Here is a 20,467-nt window from a genome sequence, read left to right as displayed (position 1 = left end):
TACCCCAACGACCGCCGCCCTGCCAAGAGCACACCTCCCTGCCGTTGCAACGGCAGGGGGGACGGCGCCGGACAGGGGGGCGGCTCCAGCGGCAGGGAGGCGACGCCAAGGACAGGGAGGCGGGCCGGCGCCGGCTGCTGCTGGCGGGACCGTTGGCTGTGGTGGACGCGATCAGCGGCCCCTCTGCGGGCCACCGGTCGGCGATGGTGCTCCCTGCGCCGCTCCCATGCGGCCTTGCGCAGCCCGACGGGGCGCACCTTGACTCCACGTTGCGCACCCCGACTCCACGTTGCGCACCCCGACTCCACGTGGCGCAGCTTCTCTCCACGAGGCGCAGCAGAACTGCACGTGGCGCAGCGCAGCCCACCTGGCGGGCCTTGCACGGGCCTCCACGTGAGCCCCACTGCGCCACGTGACACCAAGGTCCGCCACGTGGGCCCAGAGTGCGCCAGGTGAACATCGCCACGGGACCGCCACCGCGCCACGTGTGCCCAGATTGCGCCAGGTGAACATCGCCACCGGGACCCCCACCGCGCCACGTGACGTCAAGGTGCGCCACGTGTCCGAGGGTGCGCCAGGTGAGCATCGCACCGGCCACGACGCTGCACCGAGTGCTCCTCGGCGTGCCCAGAAGTCGTTGAGCGAGAACCAGCGCCGCGTCGACCGGGTCCCGAGGCCGGGTCCCGAGGGCGTCCCCCGGGGGCGTCCGGCCGACCGTAACAGTCGCCGGAGGTCCTGCTCAGGAGGCGGCGGTCGCGCCCCCACCGGTGCCAGTGTCGGCATCGGCATCGGCATCAACGCCGGAATCGGCGTCGGCGTCGACATCCGGATCGGCATCGGCCTCCGCATCCGGGCCGCCGATGCCGCGGCGCTCCACCCACGGTTCGCGTCCGGGGCGCAACCGGGTGAGGGTCACGAACAGCAGCGCGCCACCCAGCAGCACCAGCAGGGCCGTCACCTGGTTGGTGCGCAGCGGGCCGAGCTGGTAGCTGACGTCGGTCCGCAGCCCTTCGATGAAGAACCGCCCCGTGCCGTAGATCACCATGTACAGCGCGAACACCTTGCCCCAGCCCAGCTTGAAGCGCCGATCGAGCCACAGCAGCAGCAGGCCACCGCTGATGTTCCACGTCATCTCGTAGAGGAACGTCGGTTGGAACGTGGCGACGTCGGCGTACTCCGCGGGACGGTACTGCGGGTCGATCTCCAGGCCCAGCGGTCCGTCGTCCGGCCCGCCGAACAGCTCTTGGTTGAACCAGTTGCCGAGGCGTCCGATGCCCTGGGCGATGATCAGGCCGGGGGCGAGGGCGTCCGCGAAGGCGCCGTAGCGCGCCCCGAGGTGGCGGCACACGAGGAACGCGGCCAGCGCCCCGCCGATCAGTGAGCCGAAGATGGCGATGCCGCCCTCCCAGATGTAGAGCGCGCTCCACGGGTTGCGGCCGGGGCCGAAGTAGTCGCCCCAATGGGTCAGCACGTGGTAGATCCGGGCGAAGACGATGCCGATCAGGATCGACCACAGCGCGATGGTCTCGAACGTCTCCGGACGCCCCCCGCGCGCGACCCAGCGGCGCGAGCCGATCCACCACGCCGCGGCCATGCCGGCCATGAGACACAGCGCGTAGATGTGGATGGTCAGCGGCCCGAGGGAGAAGGACCGGATGTCGGGGCTCGGGATGGACAGCAGCACGCCGCCATCTTGCCCCATACCGGTTCGCACGCGCCCCACGTTGATGGGCGTGGACACGGGGCGGGCGACGAGCGGTAGGCGGCGGGCAGCAGGCGGCGAGCGGCGCCAGCGTCAAGGGACGGTGATCGCGAACGGCGATACCCTCGGGCGGTGAGCTCCCGGACACCCCTGCTGCGCCTCGACCACCGCGCCACCCTCGCCGGGTCGTACGTCGGCTTCGTCACCCAGGCGATCGTGAACAACCTGGGCCCGCTGCTCTTCATCATCTGGCACGACGCGTTCGGCATCGGCTTCGGCGCGATCGGGCTGATCGTGAGCGTGAACTTCGGGGTGCAACTGCTCACCGACGCCGTCTCTCCCCCGCTGATCGACAAGGTGGGCTATCGGGCGGCGATGGTGGCCGCGCACGTGGTGGCCGCGGCCGGGCTCGTCGCGCTGGGCACGCTGCCCTTCCTGCTGCCCAGCCCCTACCTCGGGCTGGTGCTGGCGATGGTGATCAGCGCGGTGGGCGGCGGCCTGCTGGAGGTGCTGGTGAGCCCCGTCGTCGAGGCGCTCCCCACGCAGAACAAGGCCTTGCACATGAGCCTGCTGCACTCGTTCTACTGCTGGGGCCTCGTGGCCGTCGTTGCCCTCTCCACGGTGGGCTTCCTCACCCTCGGCGAGGATCGCTGGCCGTTGCTGTGCTTCGCCTGGGCCGCCGTGCCGGCGCTCAACGCGGTGCTGCTGTGGTTCGTGCCCTACCACCGGCTCGTCGAGGAGGGGGCTGCCATGGGGTACCGCCACCTGCTGCGCGAGCCCGTGTTCTGGCTGCTCGTGCTGCTCATGGCCGCGGCGGGGGCGTCCGAGTTGTCGATGAGCCAGTGGGCGTCGGCCTACGCCCAGGCCGGGCTGGGGCTCGACAAGACCACCGGCGACCTCATGGGCCCCATGGCGTTCGCCATCACGATGGGCCTGGCCCGGGTGCTGTTCGGCGCGCGGGTCAGCGTCAAGAACGTGCGCCACATCATCACCGGCTGCCTCGTGCTGTGCATCGCGTCCTACCTGGTGGCGGCCTACGGGCCGTGGCCGTGGCTCGGGTTGGCCGGGGTGATCGCCTGCGGCTTCAGCGTCGGCATCCTGTGGCCGGGCACGTTCACGCTGGGCTCGTCGGTGTTCCGGCGCGGTGGGACGGTGCTGTTCGCCCTCCTGGCGCTCGGTGGGGACGCCGGCGCCGCGCTGGGGCCGGCGGTGGTGGGTCAGGTCGCCGAGCTGACGGGGTCCTTGGCCGACGGCATCGCGGTCGGCACCGTGTTCCCCGTCGTCATGCTCGCGGCAGTGCTCGTGCTGGGACGCCGCCTCTCACGTGGGCCCGCCGCGGCGTCCCGCCACCCCGGAGCCTAGGAGCGGACCCCGGCGGCGAGATCGGCCACCACGCTCCGCAGCCCCGCCAGATCGGCCGGGTTCCCGGCGTCCTCGGCGGCCAGGAGCGTCTTGACCAACGCAGATCCCACGATCACCCCGTCCGCGAACGTGCCCACCTCGCGCGCCTGCTCACCGTCGCTCACGCCGAGGCCGACGCCCACCAGCGTGTCCGGCGCCAACCGACGCAGCCGCTCCACCAGCGCGGGCGCGGCCGAGGACGTCTGCTGCCGCGCGCCGGTCACGCCCATGACCGCCGTGGCGTACACCCAGCCGCGGCACGCCGCGGTGGTGGCGATGATCCGTTCGTCGGTCGAGCTGGGCGCGACGAGGAAGATCCGGTCGAGGTCGTGCTCCTCCGAGGCGACGAACCACTCCTCGGCCTCGTCGGGCGTCAGGTCGGGCGTGATCAGCCCGGCGCCCCCGGCGTTGGCGAAGTCGCGGGCGAAGGCGTCCACCCCGTAGCGGTCGACGAGCGCCCAGTAGGTCATCGCCACCGCAGTCCCCCCGGCAGACGCCACGGCCTCGACCGCCGCGAACACGTCGCGGGTGCGGACGCCGCGGGCCAGCGCCGTGGTGCCCGCGCGCTGGATCACCGGGCCGTCCATCATCGGGTCGGAGTAGGGCAGGCCCACCTCGACCAGGTCGACGCCCGGGTGGTCGCCGTCGCCGCACAAGGCGCGCAGGGCGTCCAGGGACGTGGGCACGTCGGGGTAGCCGACCGGTAAGTAACCCACCAGCGCGGCGCGGCCCTCGGCCTTGGCGCGCAGGTACACCTGCCCGGAGCGGCCGGCGTTGCGGGCGCGGACGTCCGACATCAGAAACCCCCCACCGTTTCGTTGGGGACGCCGGTGAGACCGAACCAGTCCAGGGCGGTCGGCACGTCCTTGTCCCCGCGCCCCGACAGGCAGATGCAGATCAGCGGCTCGCGGTCGGGTTGCTCCTCGGCGAGCCGACGGCCCAGCCGCAACGCCCCGGCGATCCCGTGCGCGGACTCGATGGCCGGCATGATGCCCTCCAGCCGGGTGATGAGGCCGAACGCCTCCATCGCCTCGGCATCGGTCACGGGCTCGTAGTGACCGCGCCCGGTGTGGGCCAGAAACGCGTGCTCCGGGCCGACGCCCGGGTAGTCCAGCCCCGCCGAGATCGAGTGCGACTCGATGGTCTGGCCGTCCTCGTCGGCCAGCACGTAGGTGCGCATGCCGTGCAGCACCCCCACCGCCCCGCCGGTGATGGACGCGGCGTGCCGGCCCGTGTCGATGCCGTCGCCCTCGGCCTCGAAACCGTAGAGCTCCACCTCGGGGTCGTTGATGAAGTCGGCGAACATACCCATCGCATTGCTGCCCCCGCCCACGCACGCGGCGACGGCGTCGGGCAACTGGCCGTGGCTCTCGAGGAGCTGCGCGCGCGCCTCGGTGGAAATGATGCGCTGGAACTCCTTGACCATGAGCGGGAACGGGTGGGGCCCGGCCACCGTGCCGATCAGGTAGTGCGTGGTGTCAACCGTCGACACCCAGTCGCGCATGGCCTCGTTCATGGCGTCCTTGAGCGTTGCGGAGCCCGACTCCACGGCGATCACCTCGGCGCCGAGCAGCTGCATGCGGGCCACGTTGAGGGCCTGCCGGTCGGTGTCGACCTTGCCCATGTAGACGCGGCACTCCAGCCCGAGCAGGGCTGCGGCCGTCGCGGTGGCGACGCCGTGCTGGCCGGCGCCGGTCTCGGCGATGACGCGCGTCTTGCCCATGCGCTTGGTCAGCAGCGCCTGCCCGAGCACGTTGTTGATCTTGTGCGAGCCGGTGTGGTTGAGATCCTCCCGCTTGGCGACCAGCCGCGCCCGGCCGGCGTGCTCGCTCAACCGCGGCAGGGGGGTGATGGGGCTGGGCCGACCCGCGTAGTCGCGGTGCAACCGGGAGAGCTCGGCGCGGAAGTCGTCGTCGCGCAGCGCGGCGACGAACTCGTTCTCCAGCTGCACGAGCGCCGCATTGAGTGCCTCGGGCACGAACTGGCCGCCGAAGATGCCGTAGTGGCCGTGCTTGTCACCCCCGCTCCCCTCGCCCGCGACACCGGGGTGCGGATCCGCCGGGCCCGTCGGGTCGGGGGTCGTCGTCGCCAGACCGGCCAGCTCCCCGGCGGGCTCCGTGGGGGCGGCCTGGGTGGAGGCGGGTTGGGTGGGATCGCTCACGCGTGTCCTTCCTCGGGCGGTGACGTGCGTCACCGCGGTTGCGCGGCGGTGCCCGCCGCGATGAAGTCGGCAACCGATGCCGCCGGGTCGCCGTGGCGCACCAGGGCCTCGCCGACGAGAATCACGTCGGCACCCGCGGCGGCCACGCGCTCGACGTCCGCGACGTTGCCGATGCCGGATTCGGCCACCTTCACGCGGTCGTCGGGGATGAGGCCGGCGAGCCGCTCGAACTGCGCGAGGTCGACGTCCAGCGTCTGCAGGTTGCGGTTGTTGACACCGATCAGCGGGGCGCCGGACGCGACGGCGCGGCGCGTCTCCTCCTCGGTGTGCACCTCCACCAGGGTGGTCAGGCCCAGCTCGGACGCCAGCGCCGACAGCTCGGCCAGCTCGGCGTCGGTCAGCGCGGCAACGATGAGCAGCACCAGGTCGGCGCCGGCGGCCCGGGCCTCCCAGAGCTGGTAGGGGGTCACGATGAAGTCCTTGCGCAGCAGCGGGGTGGGCACCGCGGCACGGACGGCGACGAGATCCTCCAGCGAGCCACCGAAGCGACGCCGCTCCGTGAGCACGCTGATCGCGCTGGCTCCCCCGGCCGCGTAGGCGCGGGCCAGGGCAGCGGGATCGGGAATGTCGGCCAGCGCCCCCTTGGACGGCGAGCTGCGCTTCACCTCGGCGATGACGCCGAGCCCGGGCGCGCGGAACACCGGCAGCACCGGCTGCGTCGGCGGCAGCGCCGCCACCACGTCGGTCAACTCGCCGAGCGGACGCACGGCCTGCCGTGCGGCAAGGTCCTCGCGCACGCCCACCACGATGTCGTCGAGGACACCCATGTGTTCTGTCTCTCCTACCCCCGCGCGCGCCGTGGCGGCGCGCGACGCGTCAGATGCGCTGCCCGTAGCCCATCGAGCGCAGGATCGCGCCGACGATGGGCGCGACCAGCATGAGGGCGAGTCCGGCGCCGATGACCCACCAGTTGATGCCGGGCAGCACGAATCCCACGGCAGCCACGATGGCACCGACGGCGGCGATCGCCGAGCCGGTCCACGCCGCAGGCGTCTTGCCGTGGTGGCCGTACTCGACCCGCTCGTCCAGGTCCCCGTTCGCGGCCTGGCGACGGTCGGCGGCCTTCTGGTCGGTGTCGCTCATGAGTGCTCCTGTCCGGGTCCATCCTGGGTCGGGTCGATCCCTGAGTCCATAGCTTTCCAAGAAGCCTGCGAATCCGCCACCTCCAGCGACGGCGCTTCGTGATCCGGACGCCGCCGCGCGGCCATCGGGCGGGCGACGAGCCACCCCGCCGCCACCACGCCGAACACCCCGAGGGCGGCGGCGACTCCCGGCCAGACGGTGGCCGTGGCGGTGACGTCGGTGGCCAGGGTCGCGGCCGGTTGGGTCGCGGCCAAGCGGGCGGCGTCCGGGCTGAACGCCGCGATCCCGACCGCGGCGATCCCGGCGCACAACAGCCCGAGCAGGACGCCGACCACGCGGCGACCGGCCTGGCGCAGCGTGAGCGTGAGCAACAGGCCGCCGGCCGCCGCGACGACGAGCACCTGGGCCAGGCCGCCGGTGCCGGTCGCCCCGTCGATGGCGGCCGTCCCCGAGCCGACGGCCCCCTGCCACTCCAGGGTCCACCACGGGGCGAGCGCGACGCCGAACGCGGCCACCAGGCAGAGCGCCAGGGCCGGACGCGGCGTAAACCTCATCGCGTCACCGCGCCAGCCGCCGCAGGCCGGACGCCACCGTGACGGCCCGGAGCGCGGCGGCGGCCTTGTTGCGGGACTCGAGATCTTCGGACGCCGGCACCGAGTCGGCCACGATGCCGCCGCCCGCCTGGACGTAGGCCCGCCCGTCCTTGAGCACGGCGGTGCGGATCGCGATCGCGACATCGGAGTTGCCCGCGAAGTCGAAGTAGCCGACGACGCCGCCGTAGAGCCCCCGCCGGGAGACCTCCAGCCGGTCGATGATCTCCATGGCGCGCACCTTCGGCGCCCCGGAGAGCGTGCCGGCCGGGAAGCAGGCGAGGGTGGCGTCCAGCGCCGTCCGCTCGGGGGCCAGGGTGCCCACGACGGTCGACTCGAGGTGCTGGATGTGGCTGTACTTGCGCACCTTCATGAACTCCACCACCGTGACCGTGCCCGGCACGCAGACCCGGCCGAGGTCGTTGCGGCCGAGGTCGACGAGCATGAGGTGCTCGGCGCGCTCCTTGGGGTCGGCGAGCAGGTGGGCCTCCAGCGCGGCGTCCTTCTCAGGCGTGGCTCCGCGGGGCTGGCTGCCGGCGATGGGATGGGTGAGGACGTGGGCGTCCGAGACCGTGACGAGGGCCTCGGGGCTGGAGCCGACGATCGCGAGGGCGTCCAGGCGCAGGAGATACAGGTAGGGGCTGGGGTTGGTGACGCGCAGGACGCGGTAGACGTCGAGCGGGTCGGCGTCGCAGGGCGCCTCGAAGCGCTGGCTCACGACGATCTGGAACGCCTCGCCGGCCTTGATGTCCTCCACCGCCGCGCGCACGGCCGCCTCGAACTCGGGCTGGGTGCGTTGCCGTTCGACGGCGTGCCCGGACGCCTCCGGCGCCGGCAGCGATGCCAGGGTCGCCATCGGCTCGGCGAGCCGGGCCGCCATCGCCTCGACGCGCGCGACGGCGTCCGCATAGGCCTCGTCGATGCGCTCGCCGGTGTCGTCGTAGTTGACCGCGTTGGCGATGAGCCACACCTCGCCGGTGTGGTGGTCGAGCACCGCCACGTCGGCCGCCAGCATCATCACCATCTCAGGGATGCCGAGGTCGTCGGGGTTGGCGTCCGGCAGCTTCTCCAGGCGGCGGACGACGTCGTAGCCGAGGTAGCCCACCATGCCGGACGCGATCGGCGGCAGGGCCTCGTCGCGGGGGGTGTGGAGGTGCGCCAGGGTCGCGGCCAAGGCCTCCAGCGGGTCGCCGCCCGCGGGCAAGTGGGCGAGCGCGCGGCCGTCCCAGTGGGCGCGCCCGTCCCGCTCGGAGAGCACCGAGGTCGCGTTGACCCCGACGATCGACCAGCGCGCCCACACGCCGGCCTCGGCCGACTCGAACAAGAAGGTGTTGGTCCGCGTGCCGCACAGGTGGTGGTAGAGGCCGACGGGGGTGATGTCGTCGGCGAGCAGCTTGGCCCAGACGCTGACGACGCGCCGACCTTCCTGGGCCGCCGCGGCCGCGAAGCCGGCGGCGTCCGGGGTGATCGCGAGCTCGGGCGTGGTGGTCATGCGTCGTCTCCCAGGAGCAGGTCGGCGTCGAAACAGGTGGCGTCACCGGTGTGGCACGCGCCGCCGAGCTGGTCGACGACGAGCAGCACGGTGTCGCCGTCGCAGTCGAGCCGGACGCTGCGCACGTGCTGGGTGTGGCCGCTGGTGGCGCCCTTCACCCACAGCTCCTGCCGCGAGCGCGACCAGTAGGTCGCCTCGCGCGTGGCCAGGGTGCGGGCCAGCGCCTCGTCGTCCATCCAGGCCTGCATCAGGACGGCGCCGCTGCCGGCGTCCTGAACGACCGCGGCGACGAGCCCGTCGCCGTTGCGCTTGAGGCGCCCAGCGATGGCGGGGGCGAGGGTCATGGGCATGGTCTGCATTGTTCCACGCCGCACTGACACGGCTGCGACTAGGCTGCCGTCATGGGATTCGCCAAGGACGAACGCAAGGCACTGTGTGACGCGCTGCTCGAGGCGGGGCCGGAATCGCCCACCCTGTGCGAAGGCTGGGACGCCCACGACCTGGCGGTGCACGTGTGGATCCGCGAGAACGACCCCCTGGCCGTCTCCGGCGCGTTCATCAAGCCGCTCGCGGGGGTGACCGAGGCGCGCAGCGACGCCGTCCGCTCGCGCTGGACGTTCGCCGAACTCGTCGAGCGCATCCGCCGCGGCCCGGGGCTGGCGTCGGTGTTCGCGATTCCGGGGCTGGACGAGCTGGCGAACACCGGGGAGTTCTTCGTGCACACCGAGGACGTCCGCCGACCCGCCGGGCTGCCCCCGCGCGACCTGGGGTCGGAGTTCGAGGGGTACGTCGCCGCCTCCCTGGAGAAGATGGCCAAGCCCCTGATGCGGGACGCCACCTGCGGCATCGTCTTCGAGCGCACCGATGTGCCGGAGACCCTGCGCGTGAAGCCCGGTTCCAGCACCGTCACCGTGGCCGGCAAGCCGTCGGAGCTGCTGCTGTTCGCCTTCGGGCGCATGGCGGACGCCGACGTCGAGCTCATCGGCGAACCCGCGACGGTCGCCAAGCTGACCTCGACGCACCAGGGCTTCTGAGCCGGACGGGCCAGCGCGGCGCCACGCGCCGTCGTCGACAACCCATGCACACGAAGCCCTTCTCGACGCAGAACGGCCCGTCGGCGTCGACAACCCATGCACAACCCCGCGTTCTCGACGGCCCGGGAGGAAGGCGGCGGCCTTGGTGCGGGGCGGACCGCTGACGATGTCAGAGCGTCCCCCTAGTATGCTCGCGTGACGAACCCGCTGATCGAATCGCTCCTGCGCGCGCTGGCCGCAGCCCCGGACGATCTACCCCTCCGGCTGCATGTGGCTGAGCTGCTCGTGATGGACGGCCGTGGCGGCGAGGCGGTCAGCCACTGCGCCGTGGCGCTGCAGGCCGACCCGGGCAACGAGCAGGCCCGCGCCCTCATGGGACGGGCCCTGGGCGCCCAGCCGGGGCCTGCCCCCCACCCGTCCCCCGACACCTCCAGCACTCCGCCATCGGATGCTCAGCCGCAGCCCTCAACCCCGTCGGGTTTGCCCACGGCCCCCACGACGCCGCCGGGTGCGCCGGTGCCCCCGGCCGGGGCCGAATCGGCGGACTCGTCGCAGCCTGACGACGAGCCGGCCCCGGCGTCCGGCTTCGACTGGTCGCAGGCCGAGGAACAGTTCCGGCGGCCCACGCCGCCGGGCTTCATCGACAGCGACGAGGACGACGACGACCCCATCCTCACCGACGAGGGCGAGCCCGAGGCGTCCGACCTCTGGGAGATCGAGAACCCTGGGGTGACGCTGGACGACGTGGGTGGCCTGACCGACGTGAAGGAACGCCTGCAGGTGTCGTTCCTCGCGCCGATGCGCAACCCGGAGATGCGCGCGCTCTACGGCAAGAGCCTGCGCGGCGGCATGCTGCTGTACGGGCCGCCGGGGTGCGGCAAGACGTTCATCGCGCGCGCGATCGCCGGTGAGATGCGTGCGCGCTTCCTGAACGTGACGCTCACCGACGTGCTCGACATGTACGTCGGAAACTCCGAGGGCAACCTGCACGGGCTCTTCGAGGCGGCCCGGTTGCGGACGCCCTGCGTGGTGTTCCTCGATGAGCTGGACGCGATCGGCGCCAAGCGCAGCCTCACGCGCAACACCGCGACGCGGGGTGTGGTGAACCAGTTGCTGCAGGAGATGGACGGTATCGGCAGCGACAACGAGGGCCTGTACGTGTTGGCCGCCACCAACACCCCGTGGGATGTGGACCCGGCGCTGCGGCGTCCCGGACGCCTCGATCGCACGCTGTTGGTGTTGCCCCCGGACGAACCGGCCCGGATGGCGATCCTGACCAACCTGCTCGCGAAGCGCCCGATCGAGAACATCGACGCCCGCAAGCTCGCCCGGCTCACCGAGGGCTTCACGGGCGCCGATCTCGCCCACCTGTGCGAGAGCGCCGCGGAGACGGTGATGATGGACAGCGTGCGCCGGGGCACGGCGCGGCCCATCACGATGCGCGACCTGGAGGCCGCGCGCAAGCAGGTGCGGCCGTCCTCCGGCCCGTGGTTCGACATCGCCCGCAACGTCGTCGAGTATTCCGACCGCAGCGGCGAGTACGACGACCTGCGCGCCTACATGAAGAAGAACCGGCTGCTGTGAGCGACACCTACGAGCGGGATCTCGAGAAGGCCCAAGAACTGATCGCGCTGAAGCGCGACGCCCAGGCGATGGAACTGCTCATCCGGCTGCTCGGCGAACACCCGGACGCCGCCGCGCCCGTCCACCTGCTGCTCGCCTCGGCGCACGCCAGTGCCGGACGCCGCCAGGAGGCGATCGAGGCCGCGCGGTCGGCCGTGCAGGAGGAGCCTGCCTGGCCGGCCGCGCTGTTCATGCTCGGCTCGACGCTGCGCGAGGCCGGCCGCGGCCGCGAGGCCCTGCCCTACCTCGAGGCGGCGGCGGAGGCCGACCCTGCGTGGAGCGACCCGCACCAGCAGCGGGCCCAGAGCCTCATCGATCTCCGCCGGGGCAAGGAGGCCTTGGCGGCGGCGCAGCAGGGTCTCAACCTGGCCCCCGACGACCCCGATGCGCACTTCTCATACGGGTACGTGCTCCACGAGCAGAATCCGGCGGCGGCGGCCGAGGCCTACCGCGCGGCGTTGGAGCTCGATCCGCAGCACATCGAGGCGCTGAACAACCTGTCGTCACTGTCGTTGCAGCGGGGGAACTGGGACGAGGGGGTGCGCGGCATGGCGAACGTCCTGGCCGGCGCCCCGCAGGCACGGCTCCCCCTGACCGTGCTCGACCAGGCGCTGACCACGGCGGTCCAACGCGTCCACCTGTTGACGTTCGGCGCGCTGTGGGTGCTCGGTGCCGTGTCATCGCTGTTCCTGCGCGACGCTGGCTCGCCATGGCTGGCGGTGGTGCTGCTGGCGGTGGCGTTCGCGGCCCTGCTCGCGTGGGCGGTCTCGATCCTGCGGAAGCGGCTGCGCCCCATCCGGCAGCAGTTCCCCCACCAGGGCGAGCGCTACCTGCGCCAATACGCGCGGCGCGACCCGCTGGGTGCCGCGTGGGCCGCGCTGTTGCTGCTCGTGTGGATCGGCCTGGGTGTCGGGCTGGTGATGAGCGTGATCCTGGCCGTCGGAGGGCTGTCGGGCTCGGGCACACCGCCGAGTCTCGTGGCCGTGACGGCGGGGTTCCTCCTCCTGTTCGCGGCCGTGGTCGTCAGCTGGGTCCGCGTCCCCCTGGTGAAGCGGCGGCTCCGGCGGCAGCAGTTCTTGGAGTGACCTCAGCCCACCAGCCCGAGAAGATTGGCGCCAAAGAGCAGGGTGAAGCCGATGAGGAACGCCAGCCCGGCCCAGGCCAGGACGCGCATGGCCACGGAGAGCCGACCGCGGCGCACCAGGGAGAAGTTGAGCCACGCAAACACCGGGGCGGTGACGAACGCGCTGATCATCGCGAAGTTCAGCATGGCCGCGAGCGAGGACGCCATGAAGAGCACGATGACCAGGCCGACCAGGGCGATGCCGACCGTCCAGGCGCTGAGTTCGCCGCGCGACATGGCCGGGCGCCCGCGCAGCAGGCGCACCGCTTCGGCGTTGGCGCGGGCGTAGCCGTCGACGACGGTGATGGTGGTGCCGTACATGACGAAGAAGGCGAGCAGCGTCATCATGGGGGCAGCCCAGGGCCCGATGGTGGCGGCGTACATGGCGATGAGCTGGGCGATGTAGGCGCCGCTGGCGGTCGAGATCTCGGTGCCGCGGCCGTACTGGACGAGCGCGCCGAGCGCGACGAAGAACAGCGCGAGAACGGCGGAGGTCACGAAGCCGACGTTGAAGTCGAACAGGATGTCCTTGGGGTTGGCGTCCCGGTCGCGGACCTTGGCCTTGATCCACAAGGAGTTGAGGGCAGACACCTCGATGGGCGCCGGCATCCACCCCATCAGGGCGATGAGGAAGCCCAGCGTGGCGAAGTTCCACGGTGACGGCTCGACGAAGCCGGGTTGCATCTGCGAACCGGCCATGGCGGCGAAGACGACCGCCACGACCGTCACCAGCGCCAGGACGGTCACGATCAGCTTGCTGATCCAGTCGAGCGCGCGGTAGCGGCCGGTGAGGAGCAGCACGAGCGTCGAGCCGATGACGACGACGGCGAGGACCGGCACGCCCAGGCCCCAGCTCGCCGGCACGGCGAAGGCGAGGATGGACGCGGCCAGCAGCGCCACGCCGGCGGTGGACACGACCGACGACACGGCGCACAGCGCAAAGAACACCCACAGATAGGCGCGGCCTTTGTCGGCGTAGCCCTCCACGAGGCTCTTGCCGGTCTCGGCCGTGTACTGCGGTCCGAACCGAAAGAACGGGTACTTCATCACGTTGGCGATGATGACCAGCCCAAAGAGCTGCCAGCCGAAGTTCGCGCCGGCCTGCGTCGACGACACCAGGTGCGAGCCACCGATCGCGGCCGAGGCCATGAGGATGCCGGGACCGAGGGTCGCAAGGCGGTGCCGGGCGGGCGGTGGCGTGGTGGAGGCGTTGGGAGCGGTGTCGGCCGCGCCGGAGCTGCGTCGCTGGGTGGGCATGGTCCTCAGGCTAGGACGGCCGCCGGGCGTCCCGCGAACCGGGACGCCGGCGTCCGCATGCCGGATCACCCCTCCGGGGACACGGCTGGCCCCCGAGGGCGCGTCTAGGTCAGCGCTGGACGCGCGCGTTCCCCTTCCACAAATCCCAGACCTGCTTCTCGTCGGCCGGCTGGCCGTAGTCGTAGAGCGAGGTGGCGGCCAGCGCCCCGGTGGCCCAGCCGAACTGGGCGCACTTCTCGACGTCCCAGCCCTGCAGGATTCCGTAGAGCACGCCGCCCACCGAGCCGTCGCCGCCCCCGATGCGGTCCAGCACATCGATGTCGCGCAGCGGCGCCAGGTAGAACTCGCCGTCGTTCCACAGCAGGATGCCCCACGTGTGGCGGTTGGCGGAGACGACCTCGCGCAGGGACGTGCCGATCCAGTGGGCGTTCGGGTACTTCTCCTGGATGCGCCCGATCATCGCCTTGAACTCGTCGATCTCGGAGTCGATCGACTCACCGCCGGCCTGCGGACCTTCGATGCCGAGGCAGAGCTGGAAGTCCTCCTCGTTGCCGTAGAGGATGTCGCAGTTCTCGGCGATGGTGTGGAACGCCGCGGACAGCTCCTCCTCGCGACCCTTCCAGAAGGTGGCGCGGTAGTTGAGGTCCATGGCCACGACCGTGCCGTGAGCCTTGGCCGCCTTGGCCAGTTCGACGCAGAACTGCGAGGTCGACGGGCTGAGCGCGGCGATGAGACCCGACAGGTGCAGGATCTTGACCCCCTCGTCGCCGAACAGGCGGTCGAGGTCGAACTGGTCGACGCTGAGCTCGCGGCCCACCTCACCGGCGCGGTCGTTCCACACGCGCGGGGCGCGGCCGCCGAAGCCCGAGTCCGCGATGTTGAACTGGTGGCGGTAGCCCCAGGCGTCGCCCTGCGGGATCTCCGGACCCTCGTACGCCATCCCCCGCTTGCGCAGGTCGGCCTTGATCAGCGCCGCGATGGGCGACCCCTCGACGAAGGCCGTGAGCACCTTGGCGGGCTCCCCCAGGTAGGAGACGACGCTCGCCACGTTGGTCTCGGCACTCGTGGCCTGCAGGAAGAACCGGTCGGCGCTGTGCACGCCCGCCCGGTTCTCGGGGGTGATGCGGACACCCATCGACGTGGGCACGACCAGGGACCACTGTGCGTCGTTGCGGAGTTCCATGGCTTCTTCTCCAGGGATCGGGGACGGATGGCGCTTACCATCCTAGGGGTGGTCGAGGTGGCCGCGCCGGGAGTTGCCGTCGGGTGCCACGGAGCTTGGGCAGGGTCCTCCCGGCGGCCCTCACGAGCTCCTCTCCGGAGCACCGCGACGAAAACACGACACTCGATTTCACACCGGCGGTGCATGCACGCTCAGCGCGCGAATGAGCGCGCACTCACTGTCGCCTTTTCGTCGGTCTAGCGCCGGCAACTCGCTGCTTGGCCTGGGAGCAGCCCCCTGCGTGGCCGGGCGGGCATGCCTCGTGGCGGCCCAAGCGAGGGCCGCATGACAGGCCCGGCCTAATGTGAAGAGAGTGTGAAGAAGCACTGACCCTGGCCCTGCATGCCGGGCACGGCCTGATCGTGAGGCGCGATCATCCGCGGCTCGCCAGCCAGATCGACCGAGCGCTGCACGCCGGCACCCTACAGCGGGTCGCCTCAGGCATCTACGCGCCCCCAGGCGAGATCAGCACTGCACTGCTGGGTCGCGCGGTGGCGCACCTGGCACCGACTGCCGTCATCACGGGGCGGGCGGCGGCCGCGCTGACGTGGTGGCCGGAGCTGCCGGCACCTCTGGTCCACATCGCCTGCGCCAAGCACCGCACCGACGCGGGCGTCCTGCGCTGGGAGCGGCGGGAAGTCCCAGCGGAACTGGTGTGGGAGCGCAAGGGAATCCGGGTCACCAGCCCCCCGCTGACGGTGCTGGACCTTCTCTCCGAGCTGGGCGGCACAGTCATCGACGAGGCCCTGCGCCGTGGGGCGGTCCGGCTGGAACAGGTGAACGCCGTCTTCGCCGGACTCCCTGCGCGCCGCGGCGATGCCGAACGGCGACGGCTGCTGGTGGATTCACGCGACGAACCATGGTCCGAAGCCGAGCGGGAGCTGCAACGGCGGTTCCGCTCACTCGACTGCGGCTATGCCCACCGCACGAACCACCGCGTCGTGCTGCCTGACGGCAGCGTGCGCTACTTCGACCTCGCCCTCCCGGATCTGTTGCTCGGTTTCGAGGCTGACGGCTACACCTAATACGGCGGACGCATCCCGTTTGTCGCGGACAGGCTCAGCGATGCCGCCGCTGCAGCCCTGTCATGGCAGCGCATCCGGTTCGCCGCGGTCTCGGTGCTGGCCCCCGACGACACGGTCACCGAACTGATGTGGGCGGCCATCACCGCGCGGGCTGCTCTGCTCCGCGGCACGCGCCCGGTCACCGGACGGGTACGGCGCGCCACCCGGCGCACGAGCTGATCGTGGGGGCAACTCGCCTCGCCGACGAAAACACGACACTCGATTCACAAACGGGCGCGCAAGCACGCTCAACGCGCGAATGAGTGCACACTCACAGTCGCTTTTCCATCACTCCACGCGCCACAGCCACCGCTTCGTCGATGGCGCGACGTTGAGTCCAGCGCCACAGCGCCCAGCCCAGCGCGATGCCGACCAGGTCGGCCACGGCGTCCCACACATCGGCGGAGCGGTGCGGCAGCAGCGCGCCCTGCACGAGTTCGCTCGCCACCACCTGCACGGCCATCAACCCGAGCGCGCCCCATGCGGGCAGCACGCGCAGCAGCGCCCACGTCGCGAGGAGGAAGATCCCGACGTGCACCACCTTGTCGGCGTGCGGAAGGGCCAGACCGTCGGGCGCCTCCACCGGATCGGGCCAGTAGAGCGCCAGCGTCTGGGCGACCACGGCCAGCACCGCGACCGCCCAGCGCCAGCTCACGACAGGCGCTCCAGCAGCAGCTCGCGCACACGGGCCGCGTCGGCCTTGCCCTTCATCTGCTTCATCACGGCCCCGATGAGTGCCCCGGCGGCCTGCACCTTGCCGGCGCGGATCTTGTCGGCCACGTCGGGGTTCGCCGCGATGGCCGCATCCACGGCCTCGCCCAGCGCCCCGTCGTCGGAGACCACCGCGAGGCCCCGGGACGCCACGACCTCCTCCGGCGATCCCTCACCGGCCAGCACGCCGTCGAACACGGAGCGGGCCAGCTTGTCGTTCACCGTCCCCGCGTCGACGAGCCCCTGCACTTGGGCCACCTGCTCCGGCGTGACGCCGACGGCGCCGAGCTCGACGCCGGCCTCGTTCGCGCGCCGCGCCAGCTCGCCCAGCCACCACTTGCGCGCCGCGGCCGGCGGCGCACCGGCGGCCACGGTGGCCTCGATCAGGTCCAGCGAGCCCTCGTTGCCGAGCACGTCGCGCATCTCCAGGTCGGAGAAGCCCCACGCCTCCTGCAGCCGGGCCCGACGCCGGGCGGGCAGCTCCGGCAGCGAGGCCCGCAGCTCCTCCACCCAGGCCGGGTCGGGCGCGATCGGCACGAGATCGGGCTCGGGGAAGTACCGGTAGTCCTCGGCCTGCTCCTTGTTGCGGCCCGGGGAGGTGTACTCCCCATCCTCGTGCCAGTGCCGGGTCTCCTGCACCACGCGGCCCCCCTCGGCCAGGATCGCCCCCTGCCTGCGCATCTCGTAGGTCAAGGCCGCCTCCACCGAGCGCAGCGAGTTGACGTTCTTCGTCTCGGTCCGGGTGCCGAGCTCCGCGGTGCCGGTGGGCATCAGCGACACGTTCGCGTCGCAGCGCATGTTGCCGGCCTCCATGCGCGCATCGGACACCCCGAGGGCCCGCATCAGGTCGCGCAGCATCGCCATGTACGCCCGCCCCACGGCCGGGGCCTTCGCGCCGAGCCCGCGCACCGGGCGGGTCACGATCTCCATGAGCGGCGTGCCGGCCCGGTTGTAGTCCACCAGCGAGTACTCCGCTCCCACGATCCGGCCCGTGCCCCCGCCGACGTGGCTGAGCTTGCCGGCGTCCTCCTCCATGTGGACGCGCTCGATCTCGATGCGGAAGGTCTCCCCCTCCACCTCGACGTCGACCCAGCCATCGAAACAGATCGGCTCGTCGTACTGCGAGGTCTGGAAGTCCTTGGTCATGTCGGGGTAGAAGTAGTTCTTGCGCGCGAAGCGGCACCACGGCGCCACCTGGCAGTTCAGCGCCAGCCCGATCCGGATCGCCGACTCCACCGCGTGGGCGTTCACCACGGGCAATGACCCCGGCAGGCCGAGGCACACCGGGCAGGTCGTCGTGTTCGGCTCACCCCCGGGGGTGTTGTCGCAGCCGCAGAACATCTTGGACGCGGTGTTCAGCTCCACGTGCACCTCGAGCCCGAGCACCGGGTCGAACCGCGCGAGGACGGCGTCGTAGGTCAGCAGGTCGTCCATCTCAGGCCTCCTCGGCGCGGTCACGCGCGGTGTCGTCCGGTGCGGAGCCGTCGGGCGCCGCGCCCGCCGTCCACCGCTCGGCGATCCGATCGGTCAGGACGCCGCCGCCCAGTGCGCGCTCCAGCGCGGCCCCGACGCGATACACGCGGTCGTCGGCCAGCGGCGGGGCCATCACCTGGAACCCGACGGGCAGGCCGTCCTCGGGGGCGAGACCGCACGGGAACGACCCCGACGCGTTGCCCGCCATGTTGGACGGAATGGTGCACAGGTCGGAGGCATACATCGCCAGCGGATCGGCGGTGCGCTCCCCCAGGCGGAAGGCGGTCGTCGGCGTCGAGGGGCTCACCAGTACGTCGACCTGCTCGAAGGCCGCGTCGAAGTCGGACGCGATGAGCCGCCGCACCTTCTGCGCCGAGCCGTAGTAGGCGTCGTAGTAGCCCGAGCTCAGCGCGTACGTGCCGATGATGACGCGGCGCTTCACCTCGTCGCCGAAGCCCTCGCCGCGCGTCAGGTTCATGACCTCCTCGGCCGAGCGGGTGCCGTCGTCGCCGGCGCGCAGCCCGTAGCGCATCGCGTCGTAGCGGGCGAGGTTGCTGGACACCTCCGACGGCATGATCAGGTAGTAGGCGCCCAGCGCGTACCCGAAGTGCGGGCAGCTCACCTCGACGATCTCGGCGCCGGCCTGCGCCAGCAACGCCACCGCCTCGCCGAAGCGCTGCTCGACCCCGGGGGCATACCCCTCGCCGGAGAGCTCGCGGACCACGCCGACCCGCAGGCCTCGGACGTCGCCGGAGCGGGCGGCGTCCACCACCGGCGGCACCGGGGCGTCGATCGAGGTCGAGTCCATCGGGTCGTGGCCGGCGATCACCGCGTGGAGGAGGGCGGCGTCCAGCACCGTGCGCGCGCACGGGCCGGGCTGGTCGAGCGAGGACGCCATCGCGATGACGCCGTAGCGCGACGTGCCGCCGTAGGTGGGCTTGACGCCGACGGTGCCGGTCACCGATGCGGGCTGGCGGATCGAGCCGCCGGTGTCGGTGCCGATTGCCAGCGGCGCCTCGAACGCGGCCAGCGCCGCCGACGAACCGCCCCCCGAACCGCCGGGGATCCGGTCGAGGTCCCAGGGGTTGTGCGTGGCGCCGAACGCGGAGTTCTCCGTTGAGGAGCCCATCGCGAACTCGTCGAGGTTGGTCTTGCCGAGGATGACGATGCCCGCGTCCAGCAACCGCTGGGTCACGGTGGCCGAGTACGGCGGCCGCCACCCGGCCAAGATCTGCGAGCCCGCCGTCGTCGGGACGCCCTCCTGGCAGAACAGGTCCTTCAGCGCGAGGGGGACGCCGGCGAGCGGCCCCAGCTCCTCCCCCGCGTCCAGCCGGGCGTCCACCGCCGCGGCCTGCGCGAGCGCACCCTCGGCGTCCACGTGCAGGAACGCGTGGACGTCGGCGTCCACCCGTTTGATCTGGCCGAGGAACACCCGCGTGACCTCGACCGACGTCAGCTCGCGCGCGGCGATGCGGCGCCCCAGGTCGGACGCTGTCGCTGTCAGGATCGCCGCGCTCACGCGCCCTCCCCCAGGATGCGCGGCACGCGGAAGCGGCCGTCCTCCACCGAGGGGGCACCCGCGAGCACCGCTGCGGCGGGCAGACTGGGCGTCACCACGTCGTCGCGGAACACGTTCGTCAGCGGCAGCGCGTGCGACATCGGCTCGGTGTCGGCGGTGGCCACCTCAGAGACGGACGCGACGGCGTCCAGGATGACGTCGAGCTGCGGCGCCAGGCGCTCCAGCTCCTCGGGTGTGAGAGCGATGCGGGCCAGCTCGGCGAGCCGGGCCACATCGGCGGTGGTCAACGCCACGATCGGGAGCTCCTGGTGTCGGACGGTCACGGACCCGCCCATCCTACGGGTGGGGACGGGCGGGTCCGTGCCGGTGTCTCGGCCGGGTGTCTCGGCCGGTTGGTGGCCTCAGCCCTGGAACTGGATGGTGAGGGTCTTGTCGACCGCCGACAGTGCGGCGCTCACAGGGCAGTTGGCTTTCGTGTCCTCGGCGAAGCGGCGGAACTCCTCCTCCGACAGGCCGGGCACCGTCGCGGAGACCGCGATCGCGGCGCCGGTGATGCCGGTGCCGGGCACGAAGTCGATGCCGACCTCGGTGTCGATGCGCTCCGGCGGGGTGTCGTTGCCGGCGAGCGCGTGGGAGAGCGCCATCGAGTAGCACGTCGCGAGCGCCGCCGCGATGAGCTCCTCGGGGTTGGTCGTGCCCTCGCCCGACTCGGCCCGCTTGCCCCACGACACGTCGAAGCTGGTGACGCCGGAGGTGACCAGCTCGGTCGTGCCCGAACCCTCGGTCAGGCTGCCTTCCCAGTGCGTCTTCGCGGTGCTCGTGGTTGCCATGAATCCTCCTCGGTTCCGCGCCGGCTTCGGACGCCGGCGCACCGCCTCCCATCCTTGCCCACGCCCGGGCGCCAGCCAACCCCCTCCCCGCCCGGGCCCTCGCCGCAGCGTTGGCCCGCGGC

20 protein-coding genes are annotated in these 20,467 nt (G+C 71.9%); 5 read left to right on the top strand and 15 right to left on the bottom strand.

Going from position 1 to position 20,467, the window contains the following annotated elements; all coding sequences use genetic code 11:
* Positions 1–739: 739 nt before the first annotated feature.
* The gene (gene lgt / locus IFY26_RS04610; protein ID WP_416046554.1) at positions 740–1,702 is read right to left on the bottom strand and encodes a prolipoprotein diacylglyceryl transferase; all 963 of its coding nucleotides are present in this window, start codon (positions 1,700–1,702) and stop codon (positions 740–742) included.
* Positions 1,703–1,834: 132 nt separating this feature from the next.
* On the opposite strand from lgt, the gene IFY26_RS04605 reads away from it, so the two are divergent.
* A complete protein-coding gene (locus IFY26_RS04605; protein WP_232547814.1) occupies positions 1,835–3,064 on the top strand; it encodes an MFS transporter in 1,230 nt (409 codons plus the stop codon).
* Here IFY26_RS04605 and trpA read toward each other — a convergent pair.
* From trpA to hisI, 7 genes are all read right to left on the bottom strand, one after another.
* Positions 3,061–3,900, bottom strand: coding sequence for a tryptophan synthase subunit alpha (gene trpA / locus IFY26_RS04600; RefSeq protein ID WP_232547813.1), 840 nt, complete (start codon positions 3,898–3,900; stop codon positions 3,061–3,063). The genes IFY26_RS04605 and trpA overlap by 4 nt on opposite strands.
* Entirely contained in the window at positions 3,900–5,099 is a 1,200-nt protein-coding gene (gene trpB / locus IFY26_RS04595) for a tryptophan synthase subunit beta (protein WP_232547919.1), read from the bottom strand. The genes trpA and trpB overlap by 1 nt, the downstream gene beginning before the upstream one ends.
* Positions 5,100–5,293: 194 nt before the next feature.
* Positions 5,294–6,091, bottom strand: coding sequence for an indole-3-glycerol phosphate synthase TrpC (gene trpC / locus IFY26_RS04590; RefSeq protein WP_232547812.1), 798 nt, complete (start codon positions 6,089–6,091; stop codon positions 5,294–5,296).
* A 49-nt stretch (positions 6,092–6,140) separates the two neighbouring features.
* A complete protein-coding gene (locus IFY26_RS04585) occupies positions 6,141–6,407 on the bottom strand; it encodes an HGxxPAAW family protein (protein WP_232547811.1) in 267 nt (88 codons plus the stop codon).
* Entirely contained in the window at positions 6,404–6,961 is a 558-nt protein-coding gene (locus IFY26_RS04580; RefSeq protein WP_232547810.1) for a Trp biosynthesis-associated membrane protein, read from the bottom strand. Before IFY26_RS04580 ends, IFY26_RS04585 begins: the two co-directional genes overlap by 4 nt.
* 4 nt (positions 6,962–6,965) lie before the next feature.
* On the bottom strand, positions 6,966–8,489 hold the full coding sequence (locus IFY26_RS04575; RefSeq protein ID WP_232547809.1) for an anthranilate synthase component I: 1,524 nt from the start codon (positions 8,487–8,489) through the stop codon (positions 6,966–6,968).
* A complete protein-coding gene (hisI, locus tag IFY26_RS04570) occupies positions 8,486–8,863 on the bottom strand; it encodes a phosphoribosyl-AMP cyclohydrolase (RefSeq protein WP_232547918.1) in 378 nt (125 codons plus the stop codon). Before hisI ends, IFY26_RS04575 begins: the two co-directional genes overlap by 4 nt.
* 27 nt (positions 8,864–8,890) lie before the next feature.
* Here hisI and IFY26_RS04565 point away from each other — a divergent pair, with 27 nt between their 5' ends.
* The 3 genes from IFY26_RS04565 to IFY26_RS04555 all read left to right on the top strand — a co-directional run bounded on the left by IFY26_RS04565 (position 8,891) and on the right by IFY26_RS04555 (position 12,231).
* Entirely contained in the window at positions 8,891–9,523 is a 633-nt protein-coding gene (locus IFY26_RS04565) for a TIGR03085 family metal-binding protein (RefSeq protein WP_232547808.1), read from the top strand.
* A 195-nt stretch (positions 9,524–9,718) separates the two neighbouring features.
* Positions 9,719–11,107: an ATP-binding protein gene (locus tag IFY26_RS04560; protein WP_232547807.1), complete on the top strand. Its 1,389-nt coding sequence runs from the start codon at positions 9,719–9,721 to the stop codon at positions 11,105–11,107.
* The gene (locus tag IFY26_RS04555; protein ID WP_232547806.1) at positions 11,104–12,231 is read left to right on the top strand and encodes a tetratricopeptide repeat protein; all 1,128 of its coding nucleotides are present in this window, start codon (positions 11,104–11,106) and stop codon (positions 12,229–12,231) included. The genes IFY26_RS04560 and IFY26_RS04555 overlap by 4 nt, the downstream gene beginning before the upstream one ends.
* A gap of 2 nt (positions 12,232–12,233) precedes the next feature.
* On the opposite strand, the gene IFY26_RS04550 is transcribed toward IFY26_RS04555, so the two are convergent.
* Entirely contained in the window at positions 12,234–13,526 is a 1,293-nt protein-coding gene (locus IFY26_RS04550) for an NRAMP family divalent metal transporter (protein ID WP_232547805.1), read from the bottom strand.
* Between the two features lie 109 nt (positions 13,527–13,635).
* Positions 13,636–14,709, bottom strand: a complete 1,074-nt coding sequence (locus IFY26_RS04545) for a PfkB family carbohydrate kinase (RefSeq protein ID WP_232547804.1) — start codon at positions 14,707–14,709, stop codon at positions 13,636–13,638.
* A 401-nt stretch (positions 14,710–15,110) separates the two neighbouring features.
* On the opposite strand from IFY26_RS04545, the gene IFY26_RS04540 reads away from it, so the two are divergent.
* Positions 15,111–15,773 (top strand): hypothetical protein, encoded by a 663-nt coding sequence (locus IFY26_RS04540; RefSeq protein ID WP_232547803.1) that lies wholly within the window; start codon positions 15,111–15,113, stop codon positions 15,771–15,773.
* Between the two features lie 310 nt (positions 15,774–16,083).
* Here IFY26_RS04540 and IFY26_RS04535 read toward each other — a convergent pair whose 3' ends face one another.
* From IFY26_RS04535 to IFY26_RS04515, 5 genes are all read right to left on the bottom strand, one after another.
* Positions 16,084–16,467 carry a VanZ family protein gene (locus tag IFY26_RS04535; protein ID WP_232547802.1) on the bottom strand — a complete coding sequence of 128 codons (384 nt, stop codon included), beginning with the start codon at positions 16,465–16,467 and terminating at the stop codon, positions 16,084–16,086.
* Positions 16,464–17,957, bottom strand: a complete 1,494-nt coding sequence (gene gatB / locus IFY26_RS04530; protein ID WP_232547801.1) for an Asp-tRNA(Asn)/Glu-tRNA(Gln) amidotransferase subunit GatB — start codon at positions 17,955–17,957, stop codon at positions 16,464–16,466. The genes IFY26_RS04535 and gatB overlap by 4 nt, the downstream gene beginning before the upstream one ends.
* A 1-nt stretch (position 17,958) precedes the next feature.
* Positions 17,959–19,515, bottom strand: coding sequence for an Asp-tRNA(Asn)/Glu-tRNA(Gln) amidotransferase subunit GatA (gatA, locus tag IFY26_RS04525; protein WP_232547800.1), 1,557 nt, complete (start codon positions 19,513–19,515; stop codon positions 17,959–17,961).
* Positions 19,512–19,808 (bottom strand): Asp-tRNA(Asn)/Glu-tRNA(Gln) amidotransferase subunit GatC, encoded by a 297-nt coding sequence (gatC, locus tag IFY26_RS04520; RefSeq protein WP_232547917.1) that lies wholly within the window; start codon positions 19,806–19,808, stop codon positions 19,512–19,514. Before gatC ends, gatA begins: the two co-directional genes overlap by 4 nt.
* A 108-nt stretch (positions 19,809–19,916) precedes the next feature.
* A complete protein-coding gene (locus IFY26_RS04515; protein ID WP_232547799.1) occupies positions 19,917–20,345 on the bottom strand; it encodes an OsmC family peroxiredoxin in 429 nt (142 codons plus the stop codon).
* Between the last annotated feature and the right edge of the window lie 122 nt (positions 20,346–20,467).

The sequence above is a fragment of the Propioniciclava soli genome (genome assembly GCF_014858005.1).
Taxonomy (GTDB): domain Bacteria; phylum Actinomycetota; class Actinomycetes; order Propionibacteriales; family Propionibacteriaceae; genus Propioniciclava; species Propioniciclava soli.
This window is presented reverse-complemented; position numbering and strand designations above follow the sequence as displayed.